This is a genomic window from Paraburkholderia sp. BR10872, assembly GCF_040965835.1.
In the GTDB taxonomy this organism is placed as follows: Bacteria; Pseudomonadota; Gammaproteobacteria; order Burkholderiales; family Burkholderiaceae; genus Paraburkholderia; species Paraburkholderia nodosa_A.
On sequence record NZ_JBFRCN010000015.1, the window covers coordinates 62119 to 83944 of the forward strand.

Genomic DNA, 21826 nt, shown 5'->3' on the forward strand with positions numbered 1-21826 from the left:
TCGATCACTGACGCATCGGAGCGCTTCCCAGACGGGTTAAGCCTTTCCTGGGTGCCTTGCACTTATTCGCACCGCCAAATGCAATTTGAAGCGAGCTATCGACAACACGCGCCACCACGCGGCTCGAAGGTGCTGGTCCGATCACAATAAATCCGCACACCTTCGAGACGAGGTGAGAAATTCCTTGAACACTGAGACCGGCAAGTGCGCACTTTGCGATCGTCAATCTTAATCGATCCGACAGCTCATCTTTCGGATCAAAATTATCCGTGGGTGAATCATCGTCGTTGCGTCGCATCATAACTTCTTTCTCGAATGGCGCAATAACCCTGTCTGAACCCGCCAATGAATTGGCCGTCTGATGCGCATCTGTAAATCTTGATCTGCGATATCAGCATATATTCTATTCATCGAAATTTGGTTCGCGATACTACGTTATCTTTTCATCCAAAGACGCGACTTCCCATTTCCGGTAGCAAATCACTCAGGGCGAACAAAAGAGGACGGACAGGTGAGAAGCAGAGTGACACAAAAAAAGGCGCCGGGAGGCGCCTTGATCTTTCGAAGAAACTGCGAGGTCTAGAACCGATGGCGCATGCCGATCGTGACCGTGCCTTGCTTCTGTGTGTTCGAGTCCGCGCTCAGCCCGTTCAGATATGCCGACACGTGGCCGGAATTCCGGCTGACGTGCTGGAGGTTTCCTTGCAGATAAACATCGGTGCGTTTGGACAGCGCATAGTCTGCCTGTGCTGATACGGTGTTGTAGATCGGATTCACGCCACCGCCAAGGTCAGTACGCGTATAGGTGTACGCCCCGGCGAAGCTAATAGCCGGCGACAACGCGTAACGCACGTTACCTTCAAAATTCTGGAAGCGCGCACTATTAGCGCGGAAAGCTATGCCGCCGGACGCACCGGATTGGCGCGAGGAGATTCCGCCGCCGAGCGCATCTGACAGGTTGGTTTGCGTATAGACCAAGCCGGCGACAACTGGACCAAATGCGTAGCTCAACCCACCACCGAAGGTACGTTGCCGACCAGCAAGGAAGGTCCACTCACCGGTCTGTGCGCCGCTTGCGCTGGAACTCGGCCCGCTATTCCCGAACACGGTCGAGGTAATGTCGTTGTTCAACTGGAGGTAGCCGGCGGCTACGGTAAGGCCACTCCACGCGTAGGACGCGCCAAAGCTATAGGCCCGATTGTTCGCGAACTGCGAGCTGTTCGAGAATGAATAGGTAGCGCCAAATTTGAATCCTGCGTAGTTGAGGCTGGTGTATTTGACCGTATTATTGAATCTGACTGAGTTGTTCAGATTGTCGTTATCGAATGGATGCGCGGCGATCGTGCCGCCGTATTGGCTACCTGTGATTGAGAGAGGCGCGAGGTAGTCAACCACGCTATCGTACTGCCGGCCAATCGTCACTGCCCCATACTGATCACTCGCGAGACCGACAAACGCTTGTCTTCCGAACATGCGCCCGGATTGCCCGGCAGTACCATTCGCGATACTAAAGCCGTTCTCCAGAGTGAAGATTGCCTTCAGGCCACCGCCAAGGTCCTCCGAACCACGCAACCCCCAGCGACTGCCATTGACCGTTCCACTCTTCACCTGCCACGTATTGGCGCCGCCCCGTACATATGTGAAGCCGGCGTCGATTAGGCCATACAGGGTGACGCTACTTTGCGCCTGGGCTGCCGTCGTCAAAGTAGCAGATAGAACTGCTGCGGCAGCGATCTTGTATTTCATCTTGCAACCCTATGAATGTACGACTCTATAAAAATCCGTCCACCTGGACTGACTTTGGGTTTGGCAGAAGGTCTCTTCCGATACGTTCCCGGCTCGATCCAGTCTATGAAGAGGAAAAGGCCGGACAGCCGGCCAGTTTATGGTCTCTGTATGCTGCGCGACTATATCATCGGGAATACTTCCCCCACATCGCCAAAACGTTCTTCAATTCCGCCATTCTCCTGATTGAAACGTCGGATATCGCTCAGCGACCGCATCGCTACAGCCACTTGCACGTTCGACTTGCGCAGTTATAGTCGAAGCTATCGGTCGGTATGTTAGACCACGGGACGATAGCGATTGAATTGTCGAAAACAGATAAAACTGCGACTGATCTCGCCACAGTCGCGTTTCGATAATTTTCGCTAAGTAGGATGATCCGGTCGTGAGGCCGAAGGTCGGATCGGTCATAAAGATTTTCAATAAAATGGGATGAAGATGGGGCCTTTGATCGGGAATTCCGGGACGTTGCAGCCGGGCAAATACCAAGGTGGGGAGCAAAGGCAAATCGGTCTTGTCTTATGCGATCGATTTGCACTGGCCGATATGGCTATCATTGTCGAAGCTTTCCGTGCCTTGAACGCGGCCATGATGAGGCATGAGACACACGCTGTCCGGTACGACGTACGACTCCTCTCTTCGGCGGGCGGCAGGATAACCAGTTCGTCTTCGGTATGTGTCTGGACGGATAGCGTTGAGAGCCTCGTTGCCGCGGACTCGTTCCGCGCGATTATGCTTTCCGGTGGTAGTGGAATCCGCGACTTACTGCGAGACAATCAATTTTCGAGGTGGTTGCATCGCGTGCAGGAGAACTGCGATCTGCTCGTCGCGATTGGCGAGAGCAGCGTTGCCCTCGCACAGATGGGAAGATTGACACACGATATCGCGCTTGCAAGCCTGAACAGTCATCCCTGCAAGAATCGCCAGACTCAGGTGATTTCCGCCGACGGTGCGATTTCGGCTGCGGTCGCGGTCATCAAAGGCGAACACGGCGATGTTATTGCCACGCAAATTGCGAAGTCCATAGATCCACAGTTCAGCCCGGGTTTGACGGATGACATCCGACGCGGTATCGCAGCGACACTCAGTCAACCGATTCAGGATGCAGCACATTGGATCTGTGCGAATGGCAATCGGGATATCTCGCTGGACGAGGTAGCGCAAATCGCCGCTATGAGCAGTCGTAATTTCCTGCGGCGGTTTAAGCAGGAGGTGGGAATGAAGCCTTCGGAGTATCTACTGAAAGTCCGCCTCGACATGGCATGTCGGCTTCTTGCGCAGACCCGTCTTCCGGTCGAAAAGATTGCGCGACGCAGCGGGATAAACGGCGGGGGCAGACTATCGAAACTCTTTCGCGAACATCTTCAACTCACGCCAACCGAGTACCGTGTGGAGCATTCGGATATGGAGCATGACCGGAAGCGATCAGGAGGTTGAACGACGATCGACCGCACCTTTTCCTGTGCGAAAATCCTCACCGGACTCCCGGCGCGCATCGGTCTCGGAGACGAGCCGGAAATTCAACAAGCTGCAGCGAACCGTCAAAAAAAGCGACGCATACCAACACCGCCCGCAAAGCGAGTCGCTGCGTCACGCCAGTTTCTTTTTCTCTCGGTATTCAGTTGGCGTCAGTGAAAAGTGCTTTCGGAAAAGCTTTGAGAGAGAGCCACCACCACTCAATCCGCAGCGGCGGGCAATCTTTTCAACCGGCAAGTCGGTTTCGACCAGCAGCTGGCAGCAGAGCTCCAATCTGGAGTACATGAGGTACTCGGAAGGGGTTATGCCGATTTCGATCTTGAACCGGCGCAGAAAGTTGCGCTCGCTCATCGCTGCGATTTGCGCGACCTCTGCAATCGAGACTGATCTTTCGCCGTTTTCTTCGATCCATCGGGCAGACTCGAGTATGCGTTCGCTCGCACTGTTTGACGCGCGCTCACGCGCTGCTGACATCAATCCGATCTCTTGACGACCGGGCACCGTGATATCGGTAATCGCCCTTGGAATAGTTGCGCCAAGGTCTTGCCTGATGAGTTGTAGCGCACGCTGGACTGGCCCGTTGAATGGTTCGATATAGGCGTGAGCGGGCCTGCGCGCGATACCGTCGTCGGCCTTTCTGCCGGCGGCCCACTGGCCCAACTGATCCGAAACCCCGGCGATTGTCAGCAGCACCTTCGAGTCTGCCATGGGGATCACGTTGGCTGCCTGGCTGCTGACAAACCGGATGCGTTCCAACGTCGTCTCGTTGCCGGACAGCGCACTGCTTCCGGGTCCGGCAATGAACAGGGCATCAATTGGCCCAACCTCATCCATTTGTTCGAGAGGTTCGGTCCAGACAGACACCGCCGATGAACTCTCGAGTCGTCCGCCCTGGAGGGACGTTAGTTGAACGTCGTAGAGCGGATGGACGCTCCTCGCATCATGGGGTAAGGAGTTGCGATTGGCTGCATGGAATACCTCAAGGACCGTCGCAACCTCGGAGAGGCGGAATCCTGAGAAGAGAAGAAAAATTATCCTCTTTCTCAACCCCGGAACTGGAACTTCGCCTGAGTGGCCACCGCGAGCAATACTGTGACTAACGAAATTCACCATCGCACACCCCGATATTAGACCTATTTTCGGCTTTCATTGAGCCGAATTCCTCGAAGGCACTATCGTACCTAACTTACAGTCATTTCCCGCCATCGGTGGCGAAATAGTTACACGTCTTGTCGGACTAGAACTAATCGACAAGAAAGCCAAAGTTTTCGAGATCACGTAAAAGCATTTAAATACAGTGTGTTAGCGATTACTTCGCGTAGGCCTTGAGGAGATTTTCAGTATTTTTTACCTGTCGAATGCTAACTGATGCCCTTCCATTTAATTTCGATCGTCACACACATGCTTTCTGCATTTTATGCAATGCTGCTATCCTTTTAGCCGGGCAGTCCGCGATATGCTATTAGCATATCCCCAAATTAATGTGCGGCCAGCGATCGTGGCTTTATCACATTGTCCGGGGCTGGCGAGAATAAGAAAGACAGGGCGCGCTATCACGGCCACGTGTCCCCAGAGACGAATCATCGACTACGCGGTGCACTTGTATCGTTGGCTCAAGTCGGTTTGCGCGACATCAAGCAACTGCGGCTTGAGCGCGAGGTAGCCATGGCCTGCGATACGGCCCGCCGCTGGCACACGAAACTCAGTGCCGGCATCGCGCAGTGCGCCGGGGTTGCCCGGCGCGAGCCAAGGCAGCATGCAGCGCCTGGAAGAGGCGTTCGTGGCGCTGCACGGCGAGCAGCACGTGTGGTGGCGCCGCGGACGAAATGGCAGTGAGGCTGGACATGCTGCGGCAAGAGCGCCGCGAGAAGGCTGTGTCAAAGCTTCCTGCAGCGGACGTCAGCATTCGAATCCAACGCTGCGCAGGAGCGCCACGGAAGGTTTTCGCAGTTATCCGGGCAGCGAAGGCGAAAAGTCCGGAGTGTTCCGGCGTGGAGCAAGTGCTCGTTAATGCTTCGAGCGCGTGTAATCGGAACGAAATCAGTCCACAACCCATGCTCGGGCGCGAACGGCAGTTGCGGAGCAAGCCGCAGCGCATGCGGTTCTTTCTGTGCTACCCGATCCAATCCGGCCGCACTTTGCCTTGCAATGCCACCGAATGACGGCCTCTGTCAACGCGCCCAACTCGAGGCGAGCGGCTGACGCCGCGCGAGATTGAACAATCGGCGAAGCAGCAGCCGGCAGCCCACATTCGTAAGGATGCCGATGCGACATCAGATAAACCGCCCCTCTCCAACAACGCGGCAAACCTGAGATGAGTCTTCTTCAATACGGAGAGGAGCGCCCCATGGAATATCGGTGCAGGGGCAATAGCTTCCCGCGTGCGAGATTGTCCGCGATGCTCGGTGCCGGACATTCCCAGATTATGAGAAATAGCGAACCCTGCTTGTTACGACAAACGGGCATCGGTGTGCTATCGGCATCCGGAGATAAAAATTTAGGGTTTTCGGGAGTGCCCCAGGACAATTCCCAGGAATTATTAATTCTGACACTTTTTACGGTCGAGATCGCGTAGACTCCCTGGTATTCAATTGCGCGCGGTCCTTCCGGAAGGGCATCATCAAGCGGGTCCGTGTGGCGGTTGATGAAACACCGCCTTACGTTTCACCTGTGGGTGCCAATGACCTATGAAAATCGCAATCCTTGAATCCGATGTCGAAGAGTTAGACAGAACCCTCGAAATGCTTTCTGCCTCCGGGCATTTGTGTTTCGGAGTGGGGAGCGATGGCGGCGTGCGGCGGGTGCTTGACGATGTGTCGGTCGATCTGTTTCTTATCGACTGGACGGATCCCGACGGTGTGCGCTACGAGACGCTTACCCACCTCTCGCAGTGCGCGCCCGGTGTACCCGTCGTGTTGTGCGTTGCACCGCATACTCCTGATTCCGTGATCAACTCCGGCATGCAGTGTGGTGCAAGCCTAGTGCTCGAAAAACCGGTACGCGGCGTGGACTCACTCACGTGCCTGCACACCTTGAGCAACGACAGCTTCCCATCGGTTTTCGCCGCAGGCACTCACGTCATGTGAGCGCCGATGGTAGGAACGCGCTCCCGCAGAGACACCCGCCCCCTCAACGATGATGTAAGGCCGTTCCCGTTTGCCCAGCCAGCGTTGCTGATCTTCCGTAGTTTGCCCGAAGCCCGTCATGCGCTCACGGACGTGCCGAGCGTGTGCGTGGCTTCGCCCCCGGGTGGACACTTCCCTTGATGAGCTCATACAGGTGGCTTTCAGCGCTATGCCAGAGAGCCTGTAACTGCCTTGCCACCGCATCGGCAAGTGTAAGTGGTCGTGCCGGTAACAGATGACCACAGCGAGCGCACTCGCATGCGGCCGGAATGAGTTGCCGCGATATTTGCGATTCTGGATACTTTTCGCGCTTCACTCGCAATAAGGTATTTCAACACCTTGACTGTTGGGTGGGCCACATTTCCCGAAAGATATCGAGCAATAGTGGCGAATAGCATATTTATTGCTTATGATCCGATCTCAGTTCAAAATAGATACATAAATAATTTCTGAATCTGCGCAGTGCGTTCAGCATGCGGCGAATGCCGCCAGACACTTCACGAACGTGTGGTGATTCTTCTTCTTTTTCCATTGGCTTGGGTATTCGACTCAACGTAAGCCAATACGACCATTGAAAAGCGGGGTACTGATGGAGTGCGGAGGTGGCGGTCAACGAAGTCGCGTCGTGGAGTTTTGTGCCTCGCCCGAACCGGGCACAGCCAGGAAGATTGGAGCATTCCTCTGTAGCGGCTTTTCGCTTTCCGGACTGGCGTCCGTGCTTGAGTTGTTTCAGTCAGCCAATGCGCTGGCACACGCGAACTATGCCGGCAATGGACATGCCGAATACGATGTTTCCCTGCTATCCATTACCGGCGGGCGTGTCGAAAGTTCATCCTCCGTGTCTGTCTGGACGGACAGGGTTGAGGATCGGCATCATGCCGGAAAATTTCACACGCTGTTCATTGCTGGCGGAGTTGCACTGCGACACGTGCTGCGCGATGAGCGCGTGTTACGCTGGCTGCGCCTCGAATGCTCGCGCTGCGAGGCTGTCGTTCCGATCGGGGAAGGCAAAGCGCTGCTAGAAGCGGCAGGAATCGAGTGGGCCGGCAGCGCGTTAGATTGCGCGATGCGAACAAACGCTCGGGACCGCCTTATCGAAAACGAGTTCGCGGACACGAACACTGCCCCCCTGCGAGAGGCACTCTTGCTGATCGAACTGGACCTCGGAAGCGATCTTGCACGTGAGGTGGCACGCCAGGTCATGCCGCGTCACCCGCGGACCGGTCCTACCGCGGCGATCCGCACGAATGTCTCAGGCCGGGTGAGCCTGCGCATCCAGGCATCCGTACATTGGTTGGAAGCCAATGGTGATCGCCAGGTGACGATAGAAGACGCGGCACAGGTCGCCGCAATGAGCGAACGCAACTTTTTGCGTCGCTTCAAGATCGAAATGGGCATCACTCCCTCGGACTACCTGCTCCACATGCGGATCAATATGAGTTGTCGCTTGCTGGTCGATACCGACCTACCCGTCGACAAGATTGCGCGACGATGCGGGCTTGGCACTGGCGGACGGCTCGCGAAACTGTTCCGCAAACATCTCTCCACGACACCGACGGAGTATCGGACCAGACGCGGTCATACGGTTGGGTAGCATCCCTTTTGCCGGAATCCTGCGGCAGATGGGGCCCGCCAACATAAATGCCGGTTCGGCGCCGGTCTGTGCCGTGCAACGCGAAACGGGAGATTCCCCCGTCGTTTGCGGAAATGAAGACACTCGCGAATGCCAGGAGAGTGGCGGAAATCAGGTAGAGATTGACGTACCGGTTTCGAGGATTTTCGCTTATCTTATGCGTTGTGGTTGAAATCGGGACCCTCGTTTTGTGAGTCCCATTGGGGGCGCCTGACGGAGCGTTTCCGTGTGCTTGCGGGTGAAAGCTGCCTGGGCGCCATGGGTCCGGTGCGACTGATCAATCCTGCACTATGCCGGTACAGCGGGCCCCACCCAGATGCCCTCTTTCGACTATCCACAAAGTCGCACCGGCTATCAACGTCTGCCAAGATAATTGCAATCCTCGAGCCAGACATTGGCGAACTTGACCATACCCTTCAAATACTTTCTTCCGTGGGGCACCTATGTTTCGGGACGAGGAGTGATGAAGGGCTGCGACGCTTGCTTGAAGACGTTTCAATTGACCTCTTCCTGCTTGATTGGAGTGAACCGGACCGCAGACGATATGAAACACTGCGATATCTCGCCCGACGCGAATTCGTCGGGCCTATCGTCTTGCTCACTTCGGCTCAGACTGGAGTTGACCCTGTAATCCCGGACACAGCCTCACACTGAGGTTGCTGAATCTATCGAGCGCCGAAACTCGCGGGGCGAGCGGTATTTCAGCGCGCTATGGGGATGCTTCTCGTTGTAATGCTCGAACGCGATGGCCAGGTTGCGAGCAGCAGTCTCTGCATCCGGCTTCGGCATGAAGGCGACGTAGTCGCGCTTCATGGTTTTTACGAAGCTCTCGGCCATCCCGTTACTTTGCGGGCTGCACACCGGCGTGGTCAATGGCTTCAGGCCTATGCCCACTGCAAATCTCCGCGTGTCGTCGGCAGTGTAGCCCGAGCCGTTGTCGCTCAACCACTCGATTTCGGATGGCGTATGCAGCGCATTGCCGAAGCGATTTTCCACCGCAGCCAGCATCACGTCGCGCACGATGTCGCCGCTATGGCCCGCCGTCGTGGCCGCCCAGCTCATCGCTTCACGGTCGCAGCAGTCCAGCGCGAACGTCACGCGCAGCGGCTCGCCGTTGTCGCAGCGAAACTCGAAGCCGTCCGAGCACCAACGCTGATTGCTGCGCGCTACAGCCACCTTTCCGTCGTGCCGGCGTTGCGGCCGGGGTGGAATCGGTCGACGCTCCATCAGCAGCCCGTGTGCGCGCATGACGCGATAGACTCGCTTGGCATTGAACGGCACCAGCCCAGCCGCAACGCGTTCGTTGCGCAACGTGCCCCAAACCCGTCGATACCCATAGCTGGGCAAATCGCCGACGACACGGCGGATTTCCTCGAGCACGGTCGCATCGTCGGTCTGCTTCGATTGACGGCCATCGCGCCATGTCGCCGGACGCGACATTCTTGCCGATACGTTCGAGCGCGACACGCCGAGAACTTCACAAACCAGCTTCACTGGTCGTCCTCCGGCAGCAAGGGCGAGTGCGCTATCCATTTTTTTGCACGGCCATACTCGACTGCTTCGCGGAGAATCTCGTTCTCCATGGTCTTCTTGCCGAGCATCCGTTGCAGCTCACGAATCTGCTTGAGTGCATCGGCCAGCTCCGACGCCGGAACCACCTCCTCGCCAGCCTTGACCGCTGACAGGCTCCCGTCCTGGTACAGCTTGCGCCAGTGGAACAACTGGTTCGGATTCACGCCGTGCTGGCGCGCAACCATCGAAACCGACTTCCCCGGCTCGAGGCTCTCCCGCACCATCGCCAGCTTCTGCTCCGCCGTCCAGCGCCGCCGACGCTCGGGGCCCGTCAACACTTCCATCACTTCCTGCCTGGTGTTAGTCAAAAACACAGTCTTATGCCTACCCGTTAGTTTAAGCGGGAGACTGTGTCCGGCGATTCAGGGGGCCGCTCCAGTAATTAACTCAGGTCTGGAATGCGGAGCGGACGTCCACGTGAACAAGCCGCTCTCCGAAGGAGCGTCTCTCGCTCCCTTGCATGCGCTGAGCAGCGGTCCGTGCTACGCGATGCGTGCTCCGAGCAGTCAAATGATGTGATTCCATACAGCACGGCGCGTTCGCCTAGAAGTGCCGTGACGGCTATGGAAGGTCGCTTGCCAGGAGATCACCAGTCCATGTTGGCGAGTCCAGGTCGAACTCCCGCCATGAGCTACCGGCCGACTCAAACACCCCATCCCTAATTCCCTGTCCGATCGCGGTTCTCACAAGTGCTTCACTTGACAACCGACGACTCCTCGCCAGTTTGACTCTCGGTATCTCGAAGGCGACTACCATTGCTTCCGAGTCCATGCGAGAGAGCAAGACGTAGAGATCTCTCGAATAGTGAGCCACATAGACTGAATCGTCGAATTCATTTTCGGGAATACGGAAGCTGAAGGAAGAGTTTTTTCCTGAAATTTCCATTGCGTTCGGTCTCCCCGGTATCGAGCAACTTTCGGGGAAAGGGGTTGATCAAACATCATTTCTTACGTACACGCTTCAATCGGGTCCGAGATTTGGTATGGTATGCCGCCCAGAGACGCGTGATAGCGCCTAGTCAAAGCCTCCTGCCATGCGTGCCTCTAATACCTGACCGACGTTAAATATCTAACACAGCTTGAACCGACAAGAGTGTAATATTAATCAGCATCTTGTCCTCGACGTCGAGAACGTTTGCGTGTCCGCGCAAGAGTTCCGCCATCGAGTCGCCGACCTGTCGAATCTCCAGGTCTGTTGGTCTAGCGATCGGCCATACGTGCATCAGATACGCAAGTGGAATCACATTACGCTCCGTACACCAACGCTCAAAGAGTGCCGCGCAAGAGACCTCTACAGCGCTGAATTTATCGAACTGCGCGTCGCGTGCGACTTCAGGACACGCGCCTGCACCCGATCGCGAGTCATGGTTGGCTATTTTCGCGATATCGATTGAATGGCTCATATCGTAGAGCTTGTAGTCATGGATGAGTGATCGCTTAACGATCGCTTTCCAACGGGAACGCACCGTCCAGGAATTGGCAGCTTAAACACGCCTTTGTACCGATCGGTCGTCACGCGCTGCGGACTCATTGTGCTAAAAGTACTCCGCAACATTAAAGTCAACACAATTGCGCTGCCTCCTGTCTGTGACAGGCAATCCCGCAATACGCCAATCGATGTTGAGATCTGCGTCATCCCAGCAAATCGTGCGCTCCGAATCAGGCAGACGCGCCGAGGATGCCTTTGAAAGCACCTCCGCGACGTCTGATCGAACGATGTACCCATGCGCGAATCCTGGCGGTATCCAGAGCTGGCGACAGTTTGATGCTGACAGGGACTCGCCCGCCCATCGCCCAAAAGCAACTGACGTACGACGCAGATCGAGAGCCACGGCGTATATTTCGCCGGAGAGCACTCTCAAAACAACGCCGCGCGGATTTTGAACCTGGTAGGTCAGTCCGATCAACGCATTATGGGGGCAAACAGCCTGCTCATCATGAGTGAAAAGATACCCGTAGGAGACGTTCGCATTGAACCAGTCCTGATCAAAGCTTCTAAAGAACGCGCCTGTTGATCGGGCTTCAATCTGGGGCTCGAATACTTTAACGTCACGAAGGCCAGTATTCCCAAGGCGAAAGGACATCCTTTTTCTCTGTGTGTTCCTGATGGTCTTCTACGATTCCAACTTTCCGATTCTTCTCTGACTATGCCATGAAATCCACCGAGGCACGTGATTCATACCAGCCAATACGTTATCCGTTTCCGCCAAAACTATGCAGTTTCGTCATGCACATCGCATGGCACACTGTTGTGCAGACAGTAGATATTCCAGCGAGATAGCACCCGTTGCAATGCATGTGGTTTAAACCGCCAATATATTGGTCTGATCGGCCAAGCATCCGACGAATTTAGTAGCCCATGTATGATGCATCGCGATGAAAATTAAGTCATCGTCACAGGTTATATCAATTTCAAGCACCTGATAACAGTAGAGGGATGAAGATGGGCGACATCGGTGCCGGGGGTGCTGAGAGGGGAAATGTCGTTTCTGGCGCGAGAGGGCCGAAATCCGGAGCCACGAGAAGCATCGGCGTGCTGCTCTACAGAGGCTTTTCCCTACTCTCGATCGGAGTCGTTCCTGAGATCTTTCAGCTCGCCAATGAAATCGCGAAGCAACAATGCAATGGCGGATTACTCTATGACGTCAAGCTATATTCCGCACAGGGTGGCGATGTTGAGTGCTCGTCCTCTGTCAACGTGTGGACACAGGAATGCGACACGACGAAAAGTGTGGGCTTTGATGCACTATTTATCGCGGACGGCAGCGACTTGACCGAAGTGACGCGCGACGAGCGTGTCCGACAATGGCTTCGGGTCACCATTCCGGCAACGAAAATCGTTTCCGGAATTGGAAAGGCGGCGGATCTGATCGACATGATGCAGCTCCGTCCCGACTCGTACCACAGCGGTCTGCTTCAACTCGATTCTGATGCGTCTCCCACAAAAATTCCGACCAGCCGGGGAAATCGCTATGAACCGACCAAGACGGCTCTTGCGCTTATCGGATGGGATCTCGGTCCGGAAGCAGTGAGAGACATCTCACGCAAGCTCTCTGGAAATGGTTTTGCAACGCTTACCCCTCTAATAGCTGACGCGCGAGCTGACACTGCAATTGAGAAGGTCCGTGCATCCGCTCGCTGGCTTAAGGAGAACTGCAATCGGCCGATATCTGTAAGCGACGCGGTCAACATCTCGGCTATGAGCGAGCGCAATTTCCTTCGATGCTTCAAACAGGAGATAGGCGTCACGCCTTCCGAGTACCTGCTGCAGGCACGACTTGATCTGACCTCGCGCATGCTGGCAGAGACCGATTTCTCAATCGACAGAATCGCGAAAAGTTGCGGCTGGACAAACGGGGATCGTCTCGCAAAGATCTTCCGGCGGCGATTCTCCCTGACACCTTCTGAGTTTCGGCAACGTGAACGACGCAATTCGTAATGCGAGTAGAAGGTGCGTCTACAACGAATGACGCTCAAGGTTCCCCTTCCCCCCCCGGGGTAAGATCAGTTCGTCGCACCATAGAGGAAGATCTTGAGGATTCTTCTTTCCCTGCGCGCGTCTCCTCGCGCGGATGCTTGCTTCGAGCACCCTGCTTCTGCCCAGATCGGATCATTCTCTGGAAATTCAGGCTGTTCGTGCGCCATGCATCGATTTCGCCCAAATGACGGCTCTGCTGCATGGGCAAGTGACAGCAGCTATTTCTTGAGTGGATGCGTATCCCCCACTACGGGGAAAAACGCGTTCCACACCGCTCGTACGCCCTGTGCGGCGGCAGCCTGCGCGTCCATGTGCTCGCTGTCGGCCGAGTCCCCCGGATCCGCACTCAGACCACGCCAGTGCGTGAACAGAACCACGGGTTGCTCCGTCCAATGTCCGTCGATAAAGCGGGAGAATGCCGTATCTCCGGTCGTGAGCCTGACTTCGTACCAGCCCTCACGGGCCGGCGCATAGTCGTCCAATGGGAACCATCCTGTGGTATCGATTTCCATTTGCGCCCCAGATTCGAAGCCATTACGCATGCATGACAGCACGCGGCGTACCTGTTTCCTCCAACGACACGCAGCATGCTGTGGCCGCGAATACCATCATGATAGAACCCTGCGGACTGCGTAATCACCGGCATGATGATAACCATGCCATCCGCGATGATGCCCCTCCTCTCGCGCAACTCCCCGATGTTGTCTCTGGTTGCGATGACTTCACGCGTCGCGAGATTCGCAGCGGTCAGCATAGCGACCCGGGCACTAACCTTCAGTTTGCGCATAGACTGTTGGAGATGCATTTCGCAGAACCACACGCGGGCGCTATGATTGGCCAGTCATAGTCCGAAGGGAAAGGGAGTTCATCGTAATGTTGAGCTTACGTATACATTTCTGGTCGATCGCGGCAACCCTGATAGCGTTTGTGGCGTCACTCTGGATCAATCAGGAGGTGTTTGCGCATACGTCGTTTGTACGGGGCATCAACTGGATATTCCTTCCTTCCGGCATACGGCTTTTGAGCACGCTACTGGTTGGTGCCGACGGTTTCCTTGGCTTGCTGCTTGCTGGTCTGTTAACGGATTTTCTTTACTGGTTCCCGCATGACCCTGTGAGAGCGATCGCTGGCGCGATACTTGGGTCAGCCGCTCCGTATCTGGTCTACAGGTTCGCGAGAGAGTATTACGGCTTGCGCGCATCGTTGACGAATCTCACGCCGACCCGGCTTCTTGTGCTCGCCGTCGCGTATTCGGTCGCGAATCCGCTGTTACATCACCTCTGGTTTGCGTTGACCGGTGCGACGGAGCATTTCTTCGAAAGCCTGTTCAGCATGTTTGTGGGCGACCTCGCCGGCACGCTAATCATGCTGTATGCGATGAAGGGATTGCTGGCTTTGCTCCCGAAACGGCCAGGCGATTCCCGCCTCACGAACGGGATGTTCAGCATTCACGTTGCACTAACGAATGCATATAACAATCAGGCTCCACGCTAGCGTGACGAAGGGGTTGCGATGAGGCGCAATCGCAGCCCGTCTCGTGGCGCTATGTACGATTGTCGCCATCGTGCGTCTCGACGTTGTGTTGCACCCAGGCTGCAGTGTCGCGATTCGCGACGACCGCTAGGCGCACTCAATGCTGGGCGGCCTGCCCCGACTCACGCCCTCAATCCCGCAAGTGTGAGAGCCTTCAACGGCCCTGTTCGAGCCCGGACGGGCCGTGCGCCCCATATCTGCCGTCAAGCCAGGCGGTTGTTGTAGGCGAGATCAAGGGCTAGCCGGATCCTGAACATGCCGTCGGTCGTGCGTGAGGACTGGCTGGGATGCCTGGGCAGCAGGGCAAGCGTGCCCTTCACGATATAGACGAGAATCAGCGCGCCCAGCAGATCGCCCACAAACATCGTGAAGAAACTCTGCAGGATGTCCTGCGTACTGCCCGTCATTGCGAACCAGAGATGATGCAGCGTCGAGTTCGTGAGTGCGACAGCAAACGCGAGCACTATACGGCGCCTTGGCGTGAGATTCGTCAGCGACGCCTTCAGGCCATAGCGTTCCAGGGCGAGGCGACGGACCGCGTACGGGCCGGCCGAACTGAAGATCGCGCCCGCGATTGCCCGCACGGGGTCGTTCGGGAAGTAATGAAAGAAATCGACCAGCAAGGCGGAGACCAGCAGCCCAATCGCGCCGTCCGCGCCCAGCAACAGCGTACTCAAAAGCCGGATGCCAGTCGGAAGATAGGTCCACTTCCACCCAACGCGGAAACGCGGCATGCAGGAAGATCAGTTCATCGACCCAGAGCGTCAGCACATAGACAAACACAGTCCCAGCCATCCGTTGCGAGTCGATTTCGGCATCCTCGTCGTTGAGCCGCGCACCTGCATATGTCATATTGCGAAATATTATTTATGGGAGCCTTACGGTGACCGGTACTCCGGTGGATGACAGTCTACGCAGAGACAGACGCGATTCACGTGGGCGGCGCATGGCCTTGAGGGAACTGCACCTGGTCCCGACCGACGCAATCCGGGCATCGTGAAGGCCTTGGCGGGGTCACGCGAGGGGATGGGACCGCGATCTCCGACGACAGTGCAACGCGATCGCACACGACCATCGCCGAACACATACCCGGTTCCAACATCCGGGAGCAATACGATGTTTGCCACCCCGATGTTTCTCGTCGCCCTTTTCGCTTTAATTGTGGCCATGCACCGCGGCGTGACCCGCAAGGCAGACGCGAGCCTTCGCGCACAATTCGATGCGCAAGGCTCTGGCAGCGCAGTGTCGCGCCAGATGAGGCGAGTTGCGGGATTTAGCGTCTGAGGACGGAAGCAGACCATCGCGTCCGGGTAGCTCACGCGAAAGGGAGAAAACGCGGGGCGCCTCGGCCCCGCGGTTGCGCTACTGGCGCGGCGCCAGCCATTTAGGTCCGCTCTAACATCTCTACTGCGAGCACGGCGGTGGCGCGGCGTTCGCTACAGCGGCCACAGGATCGAACCGCCTGAATCCAGAGCCTCGGCTCGTCCTGATAACCGGAGATCTCACGGACGAGGGTCTCCCGGAAGAATACGAAATGCTGCAACTGCTGGCGCAGTTGACGCACCCCAATATGGTCTTACCCGGCAACCAACGATGACCGCAGATGTCTGCGCGGCGCGCTCGACAATCAACCGCGGCTAACATGCGCGGGTGGACTCAATTTTCGGCGTCGATGTCGGCTATGTGCGCATCCTTGCGATAGACACAAGAGTCCCAGGCTCCCGCCACGGTGAAACCGGTCCGGCGGCGCAGTTGTGGCTGGAACGCGAGCTCGTCGAATACGTGAACCGACCGGTTGTCATCCATGCGTCATCCGCCGTTTCGCACCGGCATCCCCCATCTCGAACTTTTCGGCATGCAGACGACTGACGCCTTGCGACTTCTTCTATCCGGACATCACAACGTTGAGCGCATCGTCACCGGGCACGTTCATCGCGCGTTGCACGCGCGTCCTGGCGCCGTACCCGTGTTGACCTGCCCAAGTTACGACAACGCAGATTGCATTGCGACTCCAGCCAAATGCGAATCCCGCGTCGTTGCTCGAACCTCCGGCCATCCAGTTGCACTGCTGGCAGGATGGCGCGAGTAGTGGTGCATCGCATCTTTGCCATATCGGCGAATTCGGTGAACAGTTTCCCTTCGCATGACTGAAGTTGCGCTGTTCGACACAGTGCTTTCCGTAACAGTTGCAAACTTCGAGAGCGCGATCAGTCGCCGGACCAGGCGGTGACGCGTCGCCGCAGACATCACCCGCGGCGTTTAGCGGTTTTCGATGCAGCGGGCGCACGCACAGTGGGCTTTGGTGATGCAGCCGAACGAGTCGCCTTCGAAACACCGGGGTCGGTTTTACCCTTTGGCTTCTTCACGGCGGAAGCACTGGCTTTCACGTCTGGCAGCGCGACCTTGCCTTTTTGTGTCGATTTCGCAATCGTAGACGACTTCAACGCCGTCGACCTCGGTGTGCGTTCTGTTTGCGAGGCGGCTTCCTTGCGCGTGCGCTTGCTCCGGACCGGGGGCGCATCGGCAAAGGGCTCCGTATTGATATCGATTCCGAACACATCCCCCAGGTCCACGTTGTCGAGTACCTTGCCGGACACCGGGCCGGCTCCTGCACCGGAGGGGTTCGCACCGGTGCTGCTAACGAGATCGCCAGGGTCGACACCACGTAACGTAAAGAGCAATTCTGGCTGCTGGTCGAGCCGCGCGCCGACGCCATAGAGTACGGCGGCGACGTGCTTGCACATCGCCGCCCAGTCCAGGCAGTTGCAGCCGAGTTTGATCTCCTTCGGCGCGGGGAAGAGCCCGCTGCCCGGCTTGCAGATGCGGCCCATCACCGCAGCCGACAGCTTGCCCTGCAGCAGTTCGACCATGGAGTCAACCGACGATGCGCACTCGACACTCAACGCCCGCCACTGTTTTTCCGGGCAGGCTGTGACATCGATTTCGATCTCGTACACGCTGGACCCCATGACCTGTGCGCGGATCCTGCCCGTCGAAATCTGAAGATCGATCACGGAACCATTGCGCACATAGGTGCGACCGCGTGGCAGGCGACTGGCGTAGTCACTGTAGTGCTCAAGGTTATCGCACCATGCCTTGCCCCAGAAGGTCTTCGCAATGGCCCCTCGATAGGGTGCGATGGGCGACAGCGTCTTGCCGGACTTGATCGCTTTCGCAACCAGTTGCTCCGCCTGCTTTCTGCGCTCGGCCACCGGGACGTAGGGTTTCCATCCACCGTAGTCAGCCATCGGCGTTCCTCTCCCTGATCAGTTTGCCTGCGCGGAATGGATATCGAGCCTGACCAGATCGAGCAGTTCGCGGTCACTCATCTCGGTCAGCAGCAGCTCCGCGCCGCCCTCAAGCACATCCTTCACCAGCTGCTGCTTTGTTTCGATTAACTGATCGATCCGGTCCTCGACCGTACCCCGGCAAACGAACTTGTGTACCAGAACATTCCTGCGCTGGCCAATGCGGAATGCCCGGTCCGTCGCCTGATTCTCGACCGCCGGATTCCACCAGCGATCGAAGTGGATCACGTGGGAGGCGGCAGTGAGATTCAACCCCGCGCCGCCCGCCTTGAGCGAAAGCACAAAGAACGGAACCGATTCATCTTCCTGGAATTGCCGGACGAGTTCGCGGCGTTTGGCGACGGGCGTTCCACCGTGGAGAATCAGACCTTCCCGGCCAAAAAGCGAGCCGAGGTGGGCAGCCAGGGGCTCCGTGGTTTCGCGGAACTGCGTAAACACGAGCACCTTTTCCTGTTTCGCTGCGATCACGTCGACCAGTTCGCGCAACCGCGCGAATTTGCCGCTGGCTTCCGGCTGCCACGCCGCATCGCCAAGCCACTGGGACGGATGGTTGCAGATCTGCTTGAACCGCATCAGGTAGCTTAATACGATCCCTTTACGTTCAATGCCCTCGGTACCATCGAGCGCCGCAGCCAGGTCCTTGACCGCGCGTTCGTACAGGGCGGCCTGGATGGGGCTCAGGTGACACCACGCCTTGAGTTCGGTTTTTTCCGGGAGATCGGTAATGACACGCCGGTCTGTTTTCAGGCGACGAAGGATGTAGGGCCGCACAAGAGTGCGAAGCGGGCCGAAATGTTCGGCTTTTGCCAGACGCCGGGTCAGACCGGCAAAGTCCTTCGCCGAGCCCAGCAGGCCGGGATGCGTGAAATCGAAAATGGACCACAGATCCGACAGGCGATTTTCCACCGGGGTGCCCGTCAGGGCGATGCGTGAGCGGGCCTGAAGCTTCTTCACCTGTTTCGTCTGCCGCGCGCCGGGGTTCTTGATCGCCTGGGCCTCGTCGACAATGGCGACGCGCCATTGCATTGTTTCCAGAACGGGCTGGCGCAGCAGCGAGCCGAAGCTGGTAATAACGAGGTCCGTCTGCGCGAGCCGGGCGCTGTCCAGGGCGCGCAGTTCGTCGGCAGGCGTCATGGACGGGTGCACCACCAGCACGCGCAGGCCCGGCGCGAAACGCTCCGCTTCCGCGGCCCAGTTTGCCAGCAGGGACGCCGGGGCGACCAGCAGGCTCGGGCGCGGGTCGACCGGGTCGCGCCTGAGGATCAGTAGCAGGGAGAGGACCTGCATCGTCTTTCCGAGACCCATATCGTCGGCAAGACACGCTCCGAGCCCGAGCTGGCTGAGCAGGTAGAGCCAGCGCACACCGGCCTGCTGGTACGGTCGAAGCTGCGCTTTCAGATCGGGACCCGGATCGACCTGCGCCAGCCCTTCCGGCTGGCGCAACTGCTGCAGCATCTGTGAAAGCCAGTCGCCAGCCACGACCTGCGACCAGTCGCGCTCGCCGAACGCGTCATCTTCATCACCGGAGACGCCCGCCAGAAGACGCAGCGCATCGTTCAGCGGCAGTCCCGCCTGCGCGGCGTTTTCCAGACCTTCAAAGCGCTGAAGCAGGCGGCCCAGCCTCTTCGTGTCCACCTCGATCCAGCGCCCGCGAATCCACTGAAGGCCGTCGGCCCCCTTGAGCAGACTCCGGATCTCGGCCGGACTCAACGCTTCGCCATCGAGCGACACCTCCATCCTGAAGTCGAGCAGTGCTTCCCTGCCCAGGCGTGACGGAGGCCGCGTCCCGACGCTCGCCCTGACCGCGGGCCGCGCGGGGCGTCCCGCGGCCCAGCTCGCCGGTAGTCGAACCATGATGCCGGCCGATTCCAGGGCCGGCAAATCGGAGAGCAGGCGAAACGCGTCGGCCGGCATCCAGCGCAACGGGTGGTAGATTTCGCGCGATTCAACCATCGCGCGCAACCAGTCGCAGCGTTCAGCGGCACGCTGGACCGGCATCAGGAGGGAGAGAAGCTGTGCCTTGTTGCGCGCACCGGAGAACTCTTCGAGCGCCCGCGAAAGGGGTTGATGCTGCGTCTTGCCATGGGCCGACAGGCGCGCAGCGTATGTAGCCAGGAACGCGAAAGGTGCTTCGGGATCCTTGCGGTTTTCGGCAAGGTTGAAGTGAACCCGGCCCACCAGATTCCATGCAGGATGACGCGACCTGAGGAATGCCTGAAGTGACTCTCCCGATTCAGCGAGCTCGTCGCGCAGGGCGCCATCGATTTCGCTCCACAGTGCCGCCAGAACATCCGGCGTGAGATATTCAGCGCCCGTCATGGGTGGCGCGTCGTCGATCAGTGTGCCGAGCTCCGTTGGGTCTGGCTCTGCGACCGCGATTTCCCCACTTTCCGTCGTAGTGCACAGGGCCGTGACATAGCGGGCTCCTAGTTCTCGCCACCACGCCCAGGCGGGCGGCAATGCCCGCCCGATGGTAGAGCTTCCCAGATAGAGCAGCCCGTGACCGGCGCCGCGCGCGAAAACCACGCCCAGCGGTACGTCATCGGGCAGCACAGGCGCCTCGACGTCCGGCGCGGCAAGCAGGTGGCCAGCAGGTGTGATTCTTGGCGAAAGGCGATCGGTATCGGTCAAGGACATGACAGTTGATGGGGAAGGCCCGGTTTCAAATGTAGACGGAAACGATCACGTATCTGCTGCGCCGTGGGAAAAATGACCGGTCCTGGTCCTGGGACGGATTGTTTGGCAGCACGTCACATGACATCGCCGGGCAACGCATCCGTTCACGGCGCGCAACGCCAGGCCCGTCCGGGTGCGGGCGCGCTCAGCGTTACGACGCGGGCACGGTCCGTCACCGGCTGCCGGGGGCGATGTCGTGCATGTTGATCGTGCTCAATGCTTCGGCCAGCGCGGCCCCATCTGTCGGGAACGGCTCGTCCCAGACGGTGGACGTCCCGGACGCGTCGATGATTTCCAGTATCCAGCCGTCGCGACCTTCATCGCCGGCGCGATAGATGTGCGCATCGACAGACGTGCCGCCACGCGTGATGCGCGTAGCCAGCGGGGACAATGCCAGCGGGTGAAACGCGTCGTCCGTCAGTCGACCGATCGAATCCACGAGGAACACATCTTTGGACACGCTCCCGTCCCGCGCGGCCCGATTCCTCGCGGTGATCTGCGTCGCCGGCTTGGCTTTCGACAACGAACCCGCCGGAATCGCACCTGGCTGCTCGCCCTGCTCCAGCGATCTCCGACATTCCTCACACACGTAGCGATGGATATTGAGTACCGATGCTGCGAGCTGGAGGACAAACGACCGGCGTTGCCCGACCGTGTAGTCCCGTCGCGCCACCTCCTCGTATCCGGAGGCGGTGCCGAACAGCAGGATGATATTGAACCACCAGGGGTGCCGTTCGATCAGCGGCTCCCAGGCCTCCCGGTCGATGTCGATGCCCTTGCAATACCCCTCGCACCATTCGTCGAGGACAGGAACCTCTTCGCCCTCGTATACGCTCGCGTGCAGCGGGAGTTCGAACAGGTCCGGGCATTGATTCAGGGTGTCGTTGATGTCGTTCCAGTATTGAAAAATCAGTCCTGTGACCTTGCGAGCCCGGCCTGCCGACAGGAATCTGGGTTGACGGGTTGCGTGCCTGGCATCCCAGATCCACGGAAGGATCGCGCCCGGCATGATCGCGTTCGGTCCGGAGATGACGGCAGTCAGAAATCCATGCAACATGACCGCACCCATCGCGTCGTCGCAGACGGCATTGCCCGAAAGAAAGCGTTCGAGGAATTCCAGTTCTTCGTCAGTCAACGGATTGTTGAGTTCGGGATCGGGATGATCGAATTTCATGGTATGTCCGTGCGGTATGCGGCAACCGCGATGCAGTTCTTCCGCGCCGCCGTTGCCGTCGACGTTC

At 58.0% G+C, this 21826-nt stretch carries 19 protein-coding genes; 6 read left to right on the forward strand and 13 right to left on the reverse strand.

All coding sequences use genetic code 11. The annotated features are described in order from the left end of the window. Positions 1–4: 4 nt before the first annotated feature. Together AB4Y43_RS14435 and AB4Y43_RS14440 are read right to left on the reverse strand one after the other, a co-directional pair. On the reverse strand, positions 5–301 hold the full coding sequence (locus AB4Y43_RS14435) for a hypothetical protein (protein ID WP_368618968.1): 297 nt from the start codon (positions 299–301) through the stop codon (positions 5–7). A 278-nt stretch (positions 302–579) separates the two neighbouring features. After that, on the reverse strand, positions 580–1746 hold the full coding sequence (locus AB4Y43_RS14440) for a porin (RefSeq protein ID WP_368728072.1): 1167 nt from the start codon (positions 1744–1746) through the stop codon (positions 580–582). Positions 1747–2217: 471 nt separating this feature from the next. On the opposite strand from AB4Y43_RS14440, the gene AB4Y43_RS14445 reads away from it, so the two are divergent. Continuing rightward, the gene (locus tag AB4Y43_RS14445) at positions 2218–3222 is read left to right on the forward strand and encodes a GlxA family transcriptional regulator (protein ID WP_368607081.1); all 1005 of its coding nucleotides are present in this window, start codon (positions 2218–2220) and stop codon (positions 3220–3222) included. A gap of 153 nt (positions 3223–3375) precedes the next feature. Here the strand turns inward: AB4Y43_RS14445 and AB4Y43_RS14450 are convergent, their stop codons facing one another. Together AB4Y43_RS14450 and AB4Y43_RS14455 are read right to left on the reverse strand one after the other, a co-directional pair. Then, complete coding sequence (locus AB4Y43_RS14450) at positions 3376–4374, reverse strand: GlxA family transcriptional regulator (protein WP_368618970.1); 999 nt, start codon at positions 4372–4374, stop codon at positions 3376–3378. Positions 4375–4848: 474 nt separating this feature from the next. Continuing rightward, positions 4849–5019, reverse strand: coding sequence for a hypothetical protein (locus AB4Y43_RS14455; RefSeq protein WP_176733004.1), 171 nt, complete (start codon positions 5017–5019; stop codon positions 4849–4851). 929 nt (positions 5020–5948) lie between these two features. On the opposite strand from AB4Y43_RS14455, the gene AB4Y43_RS14460 reads away from it, so the two are divergent. Beyond that, on the forward strand, positions 5949–6347 hold the full coding sequence (locus AB4Y43_RS14460; protein ID WP_368728073.1) for a hypothetical protein: 399 nt from the start codon (positions 5949–5951) through the stop codon (positions 6345–6347). A gap of 754 nt (positions 6348–7101) precedes the next feature. Next, a complete protein-coding gene (locus AB4Y43_RS14465; RefSeq protein ID WP_368618971.1) occupies positions 7102–7980 on the forward strand; it encodes a helix-turn-helix domain-containing protein in 879 nt (292 codons plus the stop codon). 684 nt (positions 7981–8664) lie between these two features. Here the strand turns inward: AB4Y43_RS14465 and AB4Y43_RS14470 are convergent. The 3 genes from AB4Y43_RS14470 to AB4Y43_RS14480 form a co-directional block, all read right to left on the reverse strand. Continuing rightward, positions 8665–9875 (reverse strand): IS3 family transposase gene (locus AB4Y43_RS14470; protein ID WP_368605357.1). Its coding sequence is split into 2 segments (ribosomal slippage): positions 8665–9560 and positions 9560–9875, totalling 1212 coding nucleotides; the frame shifts between segments, so codons are not numbered across the junction. A 776-nt stretch (positions 9876–10651) separates the two neighbouring features. Then, entirely contained in the window at positions 10652–10993 is a 342-nt protein-coding gene (locus AB4Y43_RS14475) for a hypothetical protein (RefSeq protein ID WP_141710911.1), read from the reverse strand. Positions 10994–11125: 132 nt separating this feature from the next. Then, positions 11126–11674 (reverse strand): dTDP-4-dehydrorhamnose 3,5-epimerase family protein, encoded by a 549-nt coding sequence (locus AB4Y43_RS14480; RefSeq protein ID WP_368618972.1) that lies wholly within the window; start codon positions 11672–11674, stop codon positions 11126–11128. Positions 11675–12027: 353 nt separating this feature from the next. Here AB4Y43_RS14480 and AB4Y43_RS14485 point away from each other — a divergent pair, with 353 nt between their 5' ends. Beyond that, entirely contained in the window at positions 12028–13029 is a 1002-nt protein-coding gene (locus AB4Y43_RS14485) for a helix-turn-helix domain-containing protein (RefSeq protein WP_342949649.1), read from the forward strand. A gap of 257 nt (positions 13030–13286) precedes the next feature. Here the strand turns inward: AB4Y43_RS14485 and AB4Y43_RS14490 are convergent, their stop codons facing one another. Continuing rightward, positions 13287–13580, reverse strand: a complete 294-nt coding sequence (locus AB4Y43_RS14490; protein WP_368618973.1) for a hypothetical protein — start codon at positions 13578–13580, stop codon at positions 13287–13289. Between the two features lie 361 nt (positions 13581–13941). On the opposite strand from AB4Y43_RS14490, the gene AB4Y43_RS14495 reads away from it, so the two are divergent. Then, positions 13942–14562: a hypothetical protein gene (locus AB4Y43_RS14495; protein WP_342922186.1), complete on the forward strand. Its 621-nt coding sequence runs from the start codon at positions 13942–13944 to the stop codon at positions 14560–14562. Positions 14563–14804: 242 nt separating this feature from the next. Here AB4Y43_RS14495 and AB4Y43_RS14500 read toward each other — a convergent pair whose 3' ends face one another. After that, positions 14805–15278 carry a hypothetical protein gene (locus AB4Y43_RS14500; RefSeq protein WP_368728074.1) on the reverse strand — a complete coding sequence of 158 codons (474 nt, stop codon included), beginning with the start codon at positions 15276–15278 and terminating at the stop codon, positions 14805–14807. 785 nt (positions 15279–16063) lie between these two features. On the opposite strand from AB4Y43_RS14500, the gene AB4Y43_RS14505 reads away from it, so the two are divergent. Next, the gene (locus AB4Y43_RS14505) at positions 16064–16198 is read left to right on the forward strand and encodes a metallophosphoesterase (protein ID WP_176732992.1); all 135 of its coding nucleotides are present in this window, start codon (positions 16064–16066) and stop codon (positions 16196–16198) included. 59 nt (positions 16199–16257) lie between these two features. Here the strand turns inward: AB4Y43_RS14505 and AB4Y43_RS14510 are convergent, their stop codons facing one another. From AB4Y43_RS14510 to AB4Y43_RS14525, 4 genes are all read right to left on the reverse strand, one after another. Next, positions 16258–16407: a hypothetical protein gene (locus AB4Y43_RS14510; protein ID WP_176732990.1), complete on the reverse strand. Its 150-nt coding sequence runs from the start codon at positions 16405–16407 to the stop codon at positions 16258–16260. A 440-nt stretch (positions 16408–16847) separates the two neighbouring features. Next, the gene (locus tag AB4Y43_RS14515; RefSeq protein WP_368618978.1) at positions 16848–17849 is read right to left on the reverse strand and encodes a hypothetical protein; all 1002 of its coding nucleotides are present in this window, start codon (positions 17847–17849) and stop codon (positions 16848–16850) included. A gap of 18 nt (positions 17850–17867) precedes the next feature. Continuing rightward, positions 17868–20546 carry a DEAD/DEAH box helicase gene (locus AB4Y43_RS14520; protein ID WP_368618979.1) on the reverse strand — a complete coding sequence of 893 codons (2679 nt, stop codon included), beginning with the start codon at positions 20544–20546 and terminating at the stop codon, positions 17868–17870. Between the two features lie 211 nt (positions 20547–20757). Then, positions 20758–21759, reverse strand: a complete 1002-nt coding sequence (locus AB4Y43_RS14525; protein WP_368685342.1) for a UPF0149 family protein — start codon at positions 21757–21759, stop codon at positions 20758–20760. Between the last annotated feature and the right edge of the window lie 67 nt (positions 21760–21826).

Excerpts from the sequence above, each read along its gene's own strand:
- AB4Y43_RS14435 (WP_368618968.1), bottom strand. The coding sequence starts at position 301 with ATGATGCGACGCAACGACGATGATTCACCCACGGATAATTTTGATCCG.
- AB4Y43_RS14440 (WP_368728072.1), bottom strand. The coding sequence starts at position 1,746 with ATGAAATACAAGATCGCTGCCGCAGCAGTTCTATCTGCTACTTTGACG.
- AB4Y43_RS14445 (WP_368607081.1), top strand. The coding sequence starts at position 2,218 with ATGAAGATGGGGCCTTTGATCGGGAATTCCGGGACGTTGCAGCCGGGC.
- AB4Y43_RS14450 (WP_368618970.1), bottom strand. The coding sequence starts at position 4,374 with ATGGTGAATTTCGTTAGTCACAGTATTGCTCGCGGTGGCCACTCAGGC.
- AB4Y43_RS14455 (WP_176733004.1), bottom strand. The coding sequence starts at position 5,019 with ATGCTGCCTTGGCTCGCGCCGGGCAACCCCGGCGCACTGCGCGATGCC.
- AB4Y43_RS14460 (WP_368728073.1), top strand. The coding sequence starts at position 5,949 with ATGAAAATCGCAATCCTTGAATCCGATGTCGAAGAGTTAGACAGAACC.
- AB4Y43_RS14475 (WP_141710911.1), bottom strand. The coding sequence starts at position 10,993 with ATGAGCCATTCAATCGATATCGCGAAAATAGCCAACCATGACTCGCGA.
- AB4Y43_RS14480 (WP_368618972.1), bottom strand. The coding sequence starts at position 11,674 with ATGTCCTTTCGCCTTGGGAATACTGGCCTTCGTGACGTTAAAGTATTC.
- AB4Y43_RS14485 (WP_342949649.1), top strand. The coding sequence starts at position 12,028 with ATGAAGATGGGCGACATCGGTGCCGGGGGTGCTGAGAGGGGAAATGTC.
- AB4Y43_RS14490 (WP_368618973.1), bottom strand. The coding sequence starts at position 13,580 with ATGGAAATCGATACCACAGGATGGTTCCCATTGGACGACTATGCGCCG.
- AB4Y43_RS14495 (WP_342922186.1), top strand. The coding sequence starts at position 13,942 with ATGTTGAGCTTACGTATACATTTCTGGTCGATCGCGGCAACCCTGATA.
- AB4Y43_RS14510 (WP_176732990.1), bottom strand. The coding sequence starts at position 16,407 with ATGGATGACAACCGGTCGGTTCACGTATTCGACGAGCTCGCGTTCCAG.
- AB4Y43_RS14515 (WP_368618978.1), bottom strand. The coding sequence starts at position 17,849 with ATGGCTGACTACGGTGGATGGAAACCCTACGTCCCGGTGGCCGAGCGC.
- AB4Y43_RS14520 (WP_368618979.1), bottom strand. The coding sequence starts at position 20,546 with ATGTCCTTGACCGATACCGATCGCCTTTCGCCAAGAATCACACCTGCT.
- AB4Y43_RS14525 (WP_368685342.1), bottom strand. The coding sequence starts at position 21,759 with ATGAAATTCGATCATCCCGATCCCGAACTCAACAATCCGTTGACTGAC.